The 14,301-nt window shown below is 68.7% G+C and carries 12 protein-coding genes; 4 read left to right on the forward strand and 8 right to left on the reverse strand.

Annotated features, from left to right (window positions below; genetic code table 11):
- Positions 1-44: 44 nt before the first annotated feature.
- The 4 genes from SOM10_RS08805 to SOM10_RS08820 all read right to left on the reverse strand — a co-directional run bounded on the left by SOM10_RS08805 (position 45) and on the right by SOM10_RS08820 (position 5,272).
- Complete coding sequence (locus tag SOM10_RS08805) at positions 45-1,061, reverse strand: ABC transporter ATP-binding protein (protein WP_320489538.1); 1,017 nt, start codon at positions 1,059-1,061, stop codon at positions 45-47.
- Positions 1,062-1,108: 47 nt separating this feature from the next.
- Positions 1,109-2,185: an extracellular solute-binding protein gene (locus tag SOM10_RS08810; protein WP_320489539.1), complete on the reverse strand. Its 1,077-nt coding sequence runs from the start codon at positions 2,183-2,185 to the stop codon at positions 1,109-1,111.
- Positions 2,186-2,532: 347 nt separating this feature from the next.
- Entirely contained in the window at positions 2,533-4,239 is a 1,707-nt protein-coding gene (locus SOM10_RS08815) for an ABC transporter ATP-binding protein (RefSeq protein ID WP_320489540.1), read from the reverse strand.
- 124 nt (positions 4,240-4,363) lie between these two features.
- Entirely contained in the window at positions 4,364-5,272 is a 909-nt protein-coding gene (locus SOM10_RS08820; RefSeq protein WP_053098431.1) for a LysR family transcriptional regulator, read from the reverse strand.
- A gap of 132 nt (positions 5,273-5,404) precedes the next feature.
- On the opposite strand from SOM10_RS08820, the gene SOM10_RS08825 reads away from it, so the two are divergent.
- A complete protein-coding gene (locus tag SOM10_RS08825; RefSeq protein ID WP_320489541.1) occupies positions 5,405-6,718 on the forward strand; it encodes a glucarate dehydratase family protein in 1,314 nt (437 codons plus the stop codon).
- Positions 6,715-7,695, forward strand: a complete 981-nt coding sequence (locus tag SOM10_RS08830) for a 2-hydroxyacid dehydrogenase (RefSeq protein WP_320489542.1) — start codon at positions 6,715-6,717, stop codon at positions 7,693-7,695. The genes SOM10_RS08825 and SOM10_RS08830 overlap by 4 nt, the downstream gene beginning before the upstream one ends.
- 36 nt (positions 7,696-7,731) lie before the next feature.
- Here the strand turns inward: SOM10_RS08830 and SOM10_RS08835 are convergent, their stop codons facing one another.
- The 4 genes from SOM10_RS08835 to SOM10_RS08850 are packed head-to-tail and all read right to left on the reverse strand — an operon-like array spanning position 7,732 to position 12,010.
- The gene (locus SOM10_RS08835) at positions 7,732-8,457 is read right to left on the reverse strand and encodes a sulfite exporter TauE/SafE family protein (protein ID WP_320489543.1); all 726 of its coding nucleotides are present in this window, start codon (positions 8,455-8,457) and stop codon (positions 7,732-7,734) included.
- A gap of 7 nt (positions 8,458-8,464) precedes the next feature.
- Positions 8,465-9,430 carry an ABC transporter permease gene (locus tag SOM10_RS08840; RefSeq protein WP_053098433.1) on the reverse strand — a complete coding sequence of 322 codons (966 nt, stop codon included), beginning with the start codon at positions 9,428-9,430 and terminating at the stop codon, positions 8,465-8,467.
- Entirely contained in the window at positions 9,423-10,412 is a 990-nt protein-coding gene (locus tag SOM10_RS08845; protein ID WP_053098434.1) for an ABC transporter permease, read from the reverse strand. The genes SOM10_RS08840 and SOM10_RS08845 overlap by 8 nt, the downstream gene beginning before the upstream one ends.
- A gap of 29 nt (positions 10,413-10,441) precedes the next feature.
- Positions 10,442-12,010 (reverse strand): ABC transporter substrate-binding protein, encoded by a 1,569-nt coding sequence (locus SOM10_RS08850; RefSeq protein ID WP_320489544.1) that lies wholly within the window; start codon positions 12,008-12,010, stop codon positions 10,442-10,444.
- 259 nt (positions 12,011-12,269) lie between these two features.
- On the opposite strand from SOM10_RS08850, the gene SOM10_RS08855 reads away from it, so the two are divergent.
- Together SOM10_RS08855 and SOM10_RS08860 are read left to right on the forward strand one after the other, a co-directional pair.
- Complete coding sequence (locus SOM10_RS08855; RefSeq protein WP_320489545.1) at positions 12,270-13,247, forward strand: 2-hydroxyacid dehydrogenase; 978 nt, start codon at positions 12,270-12,272, stop codon at positions 13,245-13,247.
- 116 nt (positions 13,248-13,363) lie between these two features.
- Complete coding sequence (locus SOM10_RS08860; protein ID WP_320489546.1) at positions 13,364-14,299, forward strand: 5-dehydro-4-deoxyglucarate dehydratase; 936 nt, start codon at positions 13,364-13,366, stop codon at positions 14,297-14,299.
- The last annotated feature ends 2 nt before the right edge of the window (positions 14,300-14,301 follow it).

Consider the following 14,301-nt stretch of genomic DNA (forward strand, 5'->3'; position numbering starts at 1 on the left):
CCGCGGGGTGTGAGGGGTTCTGGGGGTTCCGAGCATCCGACATGTCACGCCGCCGGATACTGCAGGATCCAGCGCGGGTCCACGTCGACGCGGACCGCGTCGCCGGGGTTCCACTGGCGCGCGCTCGCCGCGGCGGGAACGCTGACGCGCAGCGCAGCATCCTCTGCCGTCACCGTGTAGACGCTGTGGCTGCCGTGGTACGTGCGATCGACGATCGTGCCGGCGAGCGACGCGGATGCCGTCGAGCTGTCGCCTGCCTCGGCGAGGTGCAGCTTCTCGGGCCGCACGTAGCTCTCGGCCGTGGCGTCGAGTCCGCCGCCGAGGCTCGTGATCTGCGCCGGGCTGAGACGGTTGTTCTCGCCGATGAAGCGGCAGACGAACGGCGTCGCGCTGCGGTCGTAGATCTCCTCGGGAGTGCCGACCTGCTGCAGCGTGCCGTTGTCGAGCACGGCGATGCGATCGCTGAGGGTGAGCGCTTCTTCTTGATCGTGCGTGACGTAGACCGTGGTCACGCCGACCTCGTGCTGCAGGTCTTTCAGCTGTTCACGCAGCTGCACGCGCAGCTTCGCGTCGAGGTTCGACAGCGGCTCATCGAGCAGCAGGATGCTGGGGGTCAGCGCGAGAGCGCGGGCGATGGCCACACGCTGCTGCTGCCCGCCCGAGAGCTCCGAGACGTTCTTCTCGAGCTGCGACGGCGCGAGGCCCGTGCGGTCGGCGATCTCGTCGACGCGGCGGCGCTGCTCGGCCTTCGACGTCTTCTGGATCGACAGCCCGAACGCGATGTTCTCGCGCACGTTCATGCTGGGAAAGAGAGCGTAGTTCTGGAACACCATGCCCACGCCGCGCTTCTCACTGGGCACGCGAGTGACGTCGCGGCCGTTGATGTGGATGCGACCGCCCGTCGGCTCGACGAACCCGGCGAGTGTGCGGAGGGCGGTGGTCTTGCCGCATCCGGACGGACCCAGGAGGGTGAAGAACTCACCCTCCTGGATCTCCAGATCGAGGTGCGAGACCGCGCGGTGGTCGCCGAACGCGACCTCGACATCTTCGAAACGGATCATGGTGTCTTTCCGACTAGTGCGAGAGGGGGTGGTGTTGTCGGGCTCGATCAGCCGATGTACTCGAGCGTGACCTTCTCGACCCAGGCACCGAGGTTCTCGCTCACGAAGCCGAAGTCGATGTCCTGACGGTCGAGGGCGCCCATGAGCTCGACGACCTCGGGGTTGGCCTGCTCGACCGCACCCTCGTTGACGGGCATCGAGTTGAACTCGGCCGCGAACTCGCCCTGCACCTCGGCGCTGCCGAACCAGTCGATGAACTCCTGGGCCTTCTCCTCATTGCCGGTGCCGTTGATCTGCGCGATCTGCTCGGTGACATACGGCACGCCGTAGTCGGGTACGATCATGCCGGTCTTCGTGCCGTACTCCGCATCGCGCGCCGCGATGCCGCTTGAGGGCAGCACGCCGTAGTCGATCTCGCCACGCGTGATGCGGGCGTAGAGGTCGGTGCCCTCGACCGCGGGCGATCCATTGGCGTAGTACGACTTCACGAGATCCCAGCCCTCGTCGCTGACGCCAAGGTCGCCGTCTTCGTCGAGGTGACGCGACAGGATGCTGGCGAGCACGAGCTGCGGGGTGGCCTGGCCGAGCGCCGGGTTGACCTCGTAGCGGCCCGCGTACTCCTCGTCGGTCCAGAGGTCCTCCTCATCGGAAGGGGCGTCGGTGATGGTGTTCTCGTCGTAGACAGTGACGATGGCCTGCTCGACGAGCGGCCAGAACGCTCCGTCAGCGGGGTCGCCCGCATCGGCCGGAACCTCGCCGCTCCACTCGGGCTCGTAGGCGGTGATCGCCTCTTCGGCCTTGAGCTGCTCGAAGAACATGTTGTTCAGACCGAACACCACGTCGCCGACGGGGTTGTTCTTCTCGGCGATGATCCGGTTGGTGAGGTCGGCGCCGCCGAGGCCCACGATCTCGATGTCGATGCCGGCATCCGCGGCCTTCTCGGTGATCCACTCGCCACGGCCGTCGCTGTTCGAGTTCGTGTAGACGATGAGGGTCGCATCCGACCCGCCGTCGCTCGAACCGCCGTCGGACTCGGTGCTGCCGCCTGCGCAGCCGGTCAGGGTCACGGCCGCCACCGCAGCGATTCCCAGGAGAGACCAGCGCTTCTTTCGGATGTCGACCATGGTCGCCTTTCTCGTCATCGAGGTATGTCTGATCCGACTTTACCGCGATGTTGTGGTTTACGTACAACGATCTGTCTGATTCTTAGCCGCGTTCGCGCGACCGCACTCAAGATAGGCGTCCGAGGTGAACGCACGGGGAGTGGGAAGTGAACTGTCGACGCTGTGCCTCGCCTGACACCCGACGCCTGTGCCGTGGGTGGTCAGTAGTGCACCTGAAGTGGCCGTGAGGGATGCGAAAGTGACCACTCACGCGCCGGGGGTGCGGTGGGTGGTCAGTAATGCACCTGAAATGGCCGTGAGGGGTGCGAAAGTGACCACTCACGCGCGGTCGAACCGAGGGCGACGCGTCAGGCGGAGAACGCCGGAACTGCCTCGATCAGCATCCGGGTGTACTCCTCTTGCGGAGCCGTGAAGATCTGCGCGGCATCGCCGCACTCCACGAGCGTGCCGTGCTTGAGCACGGCGACGCGGTCGGCGGTCTCGGCGACGACACCGAGGTCGTGCGTGATGAAGAGGTAGCTCAGCTCGCGCTCGCGTTGCAGTTCGTCGAGCAGCGCGAGGATCTGCGCCTGTACCGACACGTCGAGCGCCGAGACGGCCTCGTCGAGCACGAGGAACTCCGGGTCAAGCGCGAGAGCGCGGGCGATGGCCACGCGCTGCCGCTGGCCGCCGGACAGCTCGTCGGGGAACCGACCCAGCATCCCGTCGGGAAGAGCGACCTGCTCCGACAGCTCGACGGCGCGCTTCGACCGCGACGACCGGTCGCCCTCGCCGAACGACAGCAGCGGCTCGGTGATGAGCTGCTCGATCGTCATGCGCGGATTCAGGGAGTCGAACGGGCTCTGATAGACCATCTGGAACCGCCGCCGCAGCTGACGCAGCTTCTCGCCCTTGAGGTGGGTGATGTCTTCGCCGGCGAACGAGATGGATCCCGAGGTCGGCTCCTCCAGCCGCAGCACGAGTCGCGCGAGCGTGCTCTTGCCCGACCCCGACTCGCCCACGACAGCGAGCGTCTCGCCGCGGCGCACCTCGAGAGAGACGGCGTCGACGGCGGTCAGCGTGCGGCGCTCGCCCTCGCCCCTGGGCAGCGGGAAGACCTTGGTGAGCTCGGAGACCCGGACGATCGGCTCGCCGCCGAACTCGATGCGGGCCTGGGTGGATGCCGTCCGCCGCTCATGCGCGCTCAGCCGTGGTGCGGCGGCGATGAGCTTGCGGGTGTACTCGTGCGTCGGCGCGGTCATCACCTGCGCGGCAGGACCGGAGTCCACGATCTCGCCCTGCTTCATGACGACGACCCGGTCGGCTCGCTCGGCCGCCATGCCCAGGTCGTGGGTGATGAGCAGGATCGCGGTGCCCAGCTCCTGCGTGAGGTTCGCGAGGTGGTCGAGGATCTGCTTCTGCACGGTGACGTCGAGGGCGCTCGTCGGCTCGTCGGCGATGATCAGGCTCGGCTGCGCGGCCAGCGCCCCCGCGATCAGCGCGCGCTGCTTCATGCCACCCGAGAACTGGTGCGGATACTGCTTCGCTCGCTCGGCCGGATACGTCAGCCCCGCCATCTCGAGCAGCTCGACCGCACGATCATGCGCGTCGTGCTTGGTCGCGAGTCCGTGCACGAGCAGCGGCTCCGCCACCTGCACGCCCACGCGTCGCACCGGGTTGAGAGAGAGTGCGGGGTCCTGGGGGACCAGTCCGATCAGACGGCCCCGGATGCTGCGCCAGCGGCGCTCGCTCAGCGGGATCAGGTCTTCACCGTCGAACTCGATGCGCCCACCGGTGACCTCGGCGTTCGGCGCGAGGAGGTTCATGATCGACTGCGCGACCGTGCTCTTGCCGGATCCGGACTCGCCGACGATCGCGACCACTTCTCCGCGGCCCACGCTGAGGTTCACCCCGCGCACCGCATCGACTTCGCGGTCGCCGATGCGATAGGCGACGCGCAGATCCTCGACGCGCAGGATGTCGTCACGCGCGGCGGGTCGGCCGCCGGATGTCGGGTTCACGGCCTCACCGAGTCGGGCGGACTCATCGGCGGTCGCGGCGATGTCCTTCGGCATGCGTCCTCCTCGTCGAGCACGGGTCGTGTCATCAGCACTGATCATCTTCTCGTTCACGCTAGGCGTGGGGATTCATCCCGATCAAGCACTACATCGGCATTGGGCAATGCGCCCACTGCATAGATCAGTCGTCGTGATCCACGTCGTCGATCAGATTCAGCAGACGCTCGACGAGGGGATTGTGCGACTCGGAGTTCCACGCGATGTCGAGCTCGACGCTGTTCACCCGCGACGACGGATCGGCCTCGCTGATCGGCAGCAGCGTCACGGTGTCGGGAGAGATCCGCTCGGCCGACTGCGGCACGAGCGTGAACCCGATGCCGGCGCTGACCATCGCCAGCAGGGCGGGCACCTGCCCGGCGTACTGCACGATGTGCGGATGCACCCCGCTCGCCACGAACATCGACAGCAGCAGGTCGTGGAAGTAGCGCGCGCCGCTCGGGGAGTACATGAGCAGCGACTCGTCCTTGAGGTCGATGAGCTTCACGGGCTCCGCGCGCTGCGCCAGTGCCGAGTCGCTGGGGAGCGCCACCGCCAGCCGCTCGCGGTAGACCGCACGGCTGCTGATCTGCGGTCGGGCGAGCAGTGGCCGCATCAGGCCGATGTCGACCGTGCCCTTCTCGAGCTCTTCCACCTGGTCGAGCGAGACGAGTTCGCGCAGCAGCAGGGTGACGCCGGGCAGCTCGGCCGACGCGCGCCGCAGCAGATCGGGCACCACGGCCTGCCCGGCCATCGCGGTGTAGGCGATCGTGACGGTTCCGGCGGCGCCCTCGCCGACCGAGCGCACGTCCGAGACCGCCTTCGCCGCGAGGTCGATCAGGCGCCGCGCGTTGGGGAGCAGCGCGCGCCCGGCCTGAGTCAGCGCGACGCGACGGCTGGTGCGATCGAACAGTCGTGTCGACAGCTCCCGCTCGAGCTGCTGGATCTGCCGACTGAGCGGCGGCTGCGTCATCTTGAGTCGGGTCGCGGCCGCACCGAAGTGCAGTTCCTCCGCGACGGCGATGAAGCATTCGAGCTGTACCAGCGAGATCATCGATCCACTCCCGACATCAATCAGTGCGAGTTTTGGTTTGTCCGCGCATCTGTCCCCACCATAGTGTCGGAGAAACTCGATGACGCGGAATCCGTCGAAGCGGAGTCCCGGAGTCTCACCAACGGAGGCGTGATGTCCGAAGAGCTCCTGCTGTCTGTCCCGGCTGCCACGCGGTTGTCCGAGAACGCGGTGCGGTCCGTCCGCATCACGCCGGTCGCCTTCCACGACCCGCCGCTGCTCAACACCGTCGGCGTGCACGAGCCGCTCGCGCTGCGCGCCATCGTGCAGGTGACCACCGAATCGGGCGTCGTCGGACTCGGCGAGACCTACGGCGACAGCGCGCACCTGCAGCGATTGCGGGTCGCCGCCGACGCCGTACTCGGCTGCAACGTGTTCGCCACGAACGACCTGCGAGCGCGGGTCGAACGCAGTGTGGCCGGCGACGGCGTGCAGGGCGGACACGGCATGTCGGGCATGGTCACCGGCACGAGCACCGGCGACCGCGTGCTCTCGCCGTTCGACGTGGCCGCCATCGACATCCGCGGCAAGCTGCTCGGCATGCCCGCCAGCGAGCTGCTGGGCGGGCGGGTGCGGGATGCCGTGCCGTTCAGCGGCTACCTCTTCTACAAGTGGGCGGGTCATCCGGGCGGGTCCGACGACGAATGGGGCGAGGCGCTGACGCCGGACGGAATCGTCTCGCAGGCCCGTCGCATCGTCGACACCTACGGCTTCACAGCGCTCAAGCTCAAGGCCGGTGTCCTCGCGCCCGACGACGAGATCGCCGCGATCCTCGCGCTGCGCGAGGAGTTCCCCGACCACCCCCTGCGCATCGATCCGAACGGCGCCTGGACCGTCGAGACCTCGCTGCGGGTCGCCGATGCGCTGAAGGACGTGCTCGAGTACCTCGAAGACCCCACCCCGGGTCTCGAGGGCATGGCCGAAGTGCGCCGCCACACCGACCTGCCGCTCGCCACCAACATGTGCGTCGTCGCGTTCTCGCACATCGCGGATGCCGTGCGCCTCGGTGCGATCGACATCGTGCTCTCCGACCACCACTTCTGGGGAGGTCTCGAACGATCCCGGCTGCTCGCCGGCTTCGCCGAGACGCTCGGGTGGGGGCTCTCCATGCACTCGAACTCGCACCTCGGCATCAGCCTCGCCGCGATGACCCACCTCGCCGGTGCCACCCCCGGCGTCGGCTATGCGTGCGACACGCACTGGCCGTGGAAGCGCGAGGACGAAGACGTCATCGCTCCCGGCGCCCTGACCTTCAGGGACGGATCGCTGGCGGTGCCGACCGCACCGGGACTCGGCGTCGAGCTCGACCCCGAGGCGCTCGCGCGGCTGCACAGGCAGTACCTCGACGGCGGCATCCGGGAGCGCGACGACACCGGCTACATGCAGCGCGTCGATCCCGGATGCGTGCTCGAGAGCCCCCGCTGGTGAACGCGCCGCTGCGCATCGCGGTCACCGATCCGATCATGTCGGCGTTCGCCGACGATCTGCGCCGCACCGCGCGCCCGCACGAGTGGGTGTTCGCCGACCTCGACGTGCCCGGTTCGACGCGAGCGGCGATCGAGGGCGCCGACGTGGTGATCTGCTCGCGGCTCACGGTCGCCGAGATGGCCGGCGCCGATCACGTGCGACTCGTGCATGCGACGGGTGCGGGCGTCGACCGGGTGGAAGCCGGTGCCGTGCCCGACGATGTGCCGCTGTGCAACACCGGTCACCACGGCGCCGCGATCGCCGAGCACGTGATCATGACCGCACTCATGCTGCGCCGTCACGCGATCGACGCCGATGCCGAGATGCGTCGGGGGGAGTGGCGGACGATCGCGACGGCAGGCGCCTCGTACCATCGCTCGCTCGCCGGCAGCACCCTCGGACTGGTCGGCTACGGCGAGATCGGCCGCTCCGTCGCCCACCTCGCGAAGGCCTTCGGCATGCGCGTCGTCGCGATGCGCCGGCATCCGGATGCGGGCGGCCCCGGAACCGAACTGCTCGATCAGGTGTACGGCGAAGATCAGCTGCATCCGTTGCTCGCCGACAGCGATGTCGTCGTCGTCACCGCACCCCTGACCGAGAGCACGCGGGGGATGATCGATGCCGACGCGCTCGCACAGCTGCACTCGGATGCTCTGATCGTCAACGTCGCCCGCGGCGCGCTCATCGACGAGGACGCGCTGTATGCAGCCCTCGCCGAGGGACGCATCGGAGGAGCGGCGATCGACGTGTGGTGGGATGCTCCGCAGGGCGCGCAGGCGCCGCCGGTCGTGCAGCGGTTCGCCGGGCTCGACCGGGTCGTGCTGACCCCGCACCACTCGGGTCATGCCCGCGAGGTCTTCACCGCGCGGGCCGCCGACATCGCCCGCAACATCGACCTGCTCGACGCGGGCCTCCCACTCGAGCGTCAGGTGCGCTGAGGCGGCTGGCCGTGGGCGGATCGCTCCGGCATCCGCTCAGCCGAGCTCGAAAAGGCGGGTGACGATCAGCGTCACCGCACCGAGGGCGGATGCTCCGAGAGCGATCGCGCGCGTGCGCCGGCGGTTGAGGAACCTGTTCACGAACCGCGACAGCACCACCCCGGCCACGGCGAACGGCGCCATCCAGGCCGCCGTGGCGAGGGCGTGCGTCGGCACCGCCCCCCACAGGAACAGGGCGATGAGCGACAGCGATGATCCGACGAGGAAGAACGCCGACATCGTGCCGCGCAGCCGCGGCCCGTCGGAGCCCTGCCAGATGATCGCCATCGGCGCCCCTCCGACCGACGTGGTCGTGCCCATGACGCCAGACAGCGCCCCGGCCACCGCCTGCGTCGTCCTCGTCACTCTCGGGCGCCAGCCCCGCAGCGAGACGACGACTCCGAGCAGCACGACGACCGCGACCGCCCAGGAGAGCGCGGTCGTCGACATCACGGTGACGAGACCCGCGCCGACGACGGTCCCGGGCACCCGCCCCGCCAACGCCCAGCCGGCCCCGCGCAGATCGAGCGCCGCGCGATCCATCACCGCCACGATCAGCGTCACGACCATGGCCAGCATGATCACGAGCACCGGCAGCAGCGTCGTGTCGATCAGGGCGATGAACGGTGCGGCCAGCATCCCCATTCCGAAGCCGATCGAGCCCTGCAGGCAGCCGGCGACGAGGATGACGGCCCCCAGCATCATGAACTCGAGCGGCGTCACCGCGGACTCAGCGACGCGGGGCGATCGAGCCGATCACACGACGGCGCTTCTTGCTCTGCAGACGCCAGCGCTGCCCCGGGTCGGTCGCGAGACGCAGCCACGCGGCCAGGACGTTCGCGCACACCGTGGTGATGACGATCGCGAGACCGGGGAGCACCGACTGCCACCACGCCTCGGCGAGGTACTGGCGTCCCTGCGAGACCATGAGGCCCCAGCTGACGTCGGGCGGCTGGATGCCGATGCCGAGGAAGCTCAGCGACGACTCGGCCAGCATCACGTAGCAGAACTCCAGCGTCGCCAGCGTGACCAACGTGGGCAGGACGTTCGGGACGATGTGCCGGAAGACGATGGCCTTGTTCGTGGCTCCGAAGTTCGTCGCGGCGTCGACGAACATCCTCGAGCGCAGCTCGGCGGCATCCGCTCGCGCCGTGCGCAGGTAGAGAGGGATGCGGGTGATCGCGAGCACGAGCACGATGTTGGCCGCACTCGGGTTGAACACGTACAGGATCACGACGGCGAGCAGCAGCGAGGGGAAGCTCATGATGACGTCGGCGATGCGCATCGAGACCGATTCGCGCCATCCGCGATGGAATCCCGCCCACATGCCCCAGATCGAGCCGACGACCGCCGACACGACCACGGCGGCCGCCGCGACACCCAGCGTGGTCCCCGCCGCGGTGATGATGCGGGCGAGCAGGCTGCGACCCAGCGAGTCGCTGCCGAGGACGTACTCCCAGCCGAGCTGGAAGCTGAACGGCGGCATGTTGCGCGCGCCGAGGTCCTGTCGCTGGGCCATCTCGCCGAACAGCGGCGGACCGATGATCGCGGTGAGCACGATGAACGACAGCACGATGGCGGCTGCGGTGGCGACCTTGTCCTTCAGCAGCAGCTGCCAGAGGTTGGCGCGACCCGACGAGCGGGCTCCGCGCGCCTTCTGCGTGAGGACGGTGACGGTCGATGCGTTGTCAGACATTCGTCAGCACCTCTGCCTTCGTGTCGGAGAGTGCCCCGGGACCGCGGCGACGGGCCTTGGCTCCCGAGGTCGGCCGCACGCGGGGATCCAGCAGCGCGTAACCGAGGTCGATGATGATGTTGAGGGCGAAGATCGCCAGAGCGGTGATGAGCACCGCGGCCTGCAGCACCGCGAAGTCGCGCTGCAGGATCGAGTCGATCATGAGCTTGCCGATGCCCGGCCAGCCGAAGATCGACTCCACCACGACCGCGCCGTTGATGAGGCCGACGGTCAGGTCGCCGGCGACGGTCAGGGCGGGTGCTGCGGCGTTGCGCAGCGCGTGCTTCGAGACGATGTGCATCTGGCCGGCGCCGCGACTGCGGGCGACCTGGATGTACGGCTGCCCGAGCACGGTCACCATCGACCCGCGGATCACCTGGGCGAGCACCCCGACCGGTCGCAGCATGAGCGTCGCGACCGGCAGGATCCAGACGAGGGCGCCGGAGGTTCCGGATGTCGGCAGCCAGCCGAGGGTGATCGCGAAGATCCAGATGCCGAGGATCGCCACCCAGAAGTCGGGCACGCTGGCCGCCGTCATCGAGAAGAAGCTCACGATGCGGTCGGCGATGCCGTTCGGCTTCAGCGACGCCCAGCTGCCGAGCACGATGGCGATGACGATCGCGAGGATCATCGTCACCGCGGCGAGCTGCAGGGTGGCGGGGAAGGCGCGCAGCGCCATCTCGGCGGCGGGTTCCCCGGTGCGCAGCGACTGACCGAAGTCCAGCTGCAGGACACCGAGGAAATAGTCGCCCATCTGCTTCCACAGCGGCTGGTCGAAGCCGTTGCGCGCGGCGAAGTCCTCGCGCATCTGGTCGGTGGCGTTCAGCGGAAGGTACAGCTGCGACGGATCGCCGGTGAGACGGGCGAGCACGAAGACACCCAGTACGACGGCGATCAGCGGCAGCGCGCTCTGCAGGATCCGTTTTCTCAGGTAGGTCCACATGGTCGCCCGCCTCTCACTCTCGCTCGCGGTCAGCCCGCGAGCGAGACCTCCTTGATGCGCAGCTCGTCACCGGTCGACGAGTTGGGCTCGTACGTCACGCGGTCGGCGAGACCGTGCATGACCGTCTGGTGCGCGATCGGGGCGAGGGCCACGACGTTCTCGCGCTCGTAGGCGAACACGTCCTCATAGGCCGCCTGACGCTCATCGCCGGTCAGGGTGCGTGCCGTGTTGATGAGCTCGTCCAGACCCGGGTCGCCGAACTCGGCCTGCGCACCGCCCGTGAGCATGTACTGCTCGACCGTGAACTGCGCGTCACCCGCCTGGTTGCCGTGCTGGATCAGCATCGAGATGGGGCCCTCGTTCGTGACGAACGGGCTCAGCTGGTACTGCAGGTGCTGCGTGGTGTCGACCATGCGGAGCTCGACGTTGAGGCCGGCGGCGGCGAGCTGCTCGCGCAGGACCTCGCCGAGCTCGCTGACCTTCGGGAACTGCGCGGTGCGCACCGGCATGAGGATCTTCGTGTCCGTCGGGACACCGTCAGCCGCAGCCTCCTCGACGAGGGCCTTCGCCTTCTCGGGGTCGTACTCCCAGGGCTCGAGGTCGGAGTTGAAGCCGACGATGCCCTCGGGGATCAGCTGCGCGGCGACCACGTCGCCGTCGGGGTAGAGGGAGGAGACGATGCCCTCGCGGTCGATCGCGTAGTTGATCGCCTGGCGGATGCGGATGTCGTCGAGCGGCGCCGTCTGCCCGGAGAATCGCAGTGCGATCGTCTCGTTGTTCGGGTAGCTCACGCCGAAGTCGCCGATGCCGTCCTCGGCACTGAGGCCGAGGGCGATGTCCGCCTCGCCGCTGGTGATCATCGCGGCACGGACGGTGCCCTCCGACCGCCACTGGTACTCGACCTCGGCGAACTGCGGAGCGTCGCCCCAGTAGTCGTCGTTGCGGTCGAGGGTGAGCTTCGTGCCGGCCTGCCAGTCGCCGATCGCGTAGGGGCCGGTGCCGATGGGCTCGCGCACGAACTCGGTGTTCGAGGTCTCGGGGGAGACGATCTCGATGAACGAGAGCTTCAGCGGGAGGATCGGGTCGGGGCTCGGGGTGGTCACGGTGAGGGTGGTGGCATCGGTGGCGGCGACCTCGAGGTCGTCGTCACCGAAGATGTAGCCCTCGACGTTGCAGCCGAGGTCGCCGTTCACGGCGCGGTCGATCGAGTAGGCGGCCGCTTCGGCGTCGAAGGGGGTGCCGTCCTGGAAGGTGACGTCATCGCGGACGGTGAACGTCCACTCGGTGTCGCCGGTCTGCTCCCACTCGGTGGCGAGCAGCGGCTCGAGCTCTCCGGTCGACGGGTTGCGCTCGACGAGCGGCTCGGTCACCGTGCTGCGCACGACCACACCGGTCGACGTGAGGTTCGCGTCGCATGCCTCGAGCGTGGGCGGCTCCTGCGTGAGCACGACGCGGAGGGTGTCTTCGGTGCCGCCCTCGCCGCCGCCTTGCGACTCCGAGTTCGCGACCGAGCAGGATGCGAGCAGTGCGATCGACGCGATTCCAGCGGTGACGGCGGATGCGCGGGCCGCTCTGCGTCGGGGGGAAGAAAGCTTCATCGGTTCCTCCAGGTAGGGGACGGCCGAGGCCCAGAGTGGTCGTCGGCTCGTTCAGAATGTCGCAGACCGCTTCACGAGCGTCAACCGATGCGCGGCACGCATCGGCGGGCGGAACCGGGGCTCGGCGCTCGGCAGCGGTGGAGTGACATGCGGCGATCCGCGGGATTCCGCCGTTCTCGCCCGATGAATACAGCGGACGCATCAATCCATGCAACTTCGCTTATGGAACTGCATCGTTGACGGGTCGTAGTCTCGCGCCATGACGAACATCATCGATGCCCCCTCGCCCGTCGCCCCCGGCTCCGTCGCCCAGGCGGGGCCACTGCTCGACTCTCTCGAGCGGACGCTTCAGGACGAGTACTCCGTGGTGCGTCTTCCCGACGACCTCTCGACCCTCGATCCCGCGGATGCCGCGAAGGTGCGCGCCGTCGTCACGAGCGGTCGCAACGGTGTCCCGTCCGCTCTGATGGCCGCGCTCCCGAACCTCGAGATCGTGACCAACTTCGGGGTGGGCTACGACACGACCGATGTGGCTCAGGCGGTCGCACGTGGCATCCAGGTCACCCACACGCCCGATGTGCTCACCGACTGCGTCGCCGATACGGCCCTCGGGCTCATGCTCGACGTGTTCCGACGGTTCGGGGCATCCGAGAGGTTCCTGCGCGAGGGCCGCTGGGAGTCCGGCGGCTTCCCGCTGACGCGTCGGTTCTCGGGCAGCACGGTCGGCCTGCTCGGCCTCGGCCGCATCGGGCAGGCGATCGCCCGGCGCGCGGCGGCATTCGACGCGACGATCCTCTACACGACCCGACGGCCCGTCGAGGAGGTGCCGTGGGAGCACGTGGCCTCCGCCGTCGAACTCGCACGCCGATCGGACGTGCTCGTCATCGCGGTTCCCGGCGGCGCGGCGACCGTGGGGCTCGTGGATGCCGAGGTCATCCGGGCGCTGGGGCCGGACGGGTTCCTGGTCAACATCGCCCGCGGCTCGGTCGTCGACGAGGACGCGCTGATCGCCGCTCTCGAGGCCGGTGAGATCGCGGGGGCGGGTCTCGACGTGTTCGCGCAGGAGCCGCACGTGCCCGAGCGGTTGATCCGCGACGATGTCACGCTGCTGCCCCACGTCGGCAGCGGGACGCACGAGACCCGGCGCGACATGCGAGACCTCACGCTGGCGAACCTGCGGGCGTACCTCGCAGCCGAGCCGCTCCCGACGCCGGTGCCGGAGATGTCTGCGCTTTGATGCAGGCGGCGCATTGATCCATCCACCATTTGGTTTGTAGGCGCATCGTTTCCCGCATAGCGTGACGATTGTTCAGATCCGAGCCGGACACCGGCGCGACACCCCAGGAGTGCACCGTGGCACGATTCACGCCCACCGAGCTGGCCGACCACCTTCGCGAAGGTCTCCTCTCGTTCCCCGCGACGGCATTCACGCCGGAGCTCGAGTTCGACGAGAAGCGCTACCGCGAGCACGTCGAGTGGCAGGCCGGATTCGGCGTCGCCGGGCTGTTCGCCGCCGGCGGCACCGGCGAGGGCTTCAGCCTCGATGCCGCAGAGTCGGCCGCGGTCGTCCGCGCGGCCGTGCAGGCATCCCGCCCCGAGGTGCCGGTGCTCGCGTCGGCCGGAGGCTGGACCCGCAACGCGATCGCGAACGCTCGCGCAGCGGAGGAGGCCGGTGCCGAGGGCGTCCTCGTGCTGCCCCCGTATCTCACCGAGTGCGACCAGCCCGGTCTCGTCGAGCATGTCTCGGCGATCGCCGCAGCGACCCGTCTCGCGATCATCGTCTACAACCGGGGCAATGCGATCTACTCGGCCGAGACGATGGCGATCCTCGCCGACCGACACGAGAACGTCATCGGCTTCAAGGATGCGACGGCCGACATCGAGCACCTCGCCTCGGTCTACGTCCGCAACGGCGAGCGGCTGTTCTACCTGGGCGGGCTGCCGACGGCGGAGACGTATGCGCTGCCGCTGCTGCAGATGGGCATGAGCACCTACTCGTCCGCGATGTTCAACTTCGTTCCCGAGTTCGCCCTCGAGTTCTACCGGGACGTGCGTGCCCAGGACCGAGTCGCGGTGACCGAGAAGCTGGGACGCTTCGTGCTGCCGTACATCGCGATCCGCGATCGGGGCCGCGGCTTCGGCGTCTCGATCGTCAAGGCCGGGCTGCGTCTCACCGGACACGGCGTCGGACCGGTCCGCCCGCCGCTGCACGACCTGTCGGAGCAGGATGACGCCGACCTCCTGGAGCTTCTCGACCGCGCCGGGCTGCTCGAGTCCGTCCCCGTCTGATC

Origin of the sequence: Microbacterium sp. CFBP9023 (assembly GCF_034045055.1) — a bacterium.
Classification (GTDB): domain Bacteria; phylum Actinomycetota; class Actinomycetes; order Actinomycetales; family Microbacteriaceae; genus Microbacterium.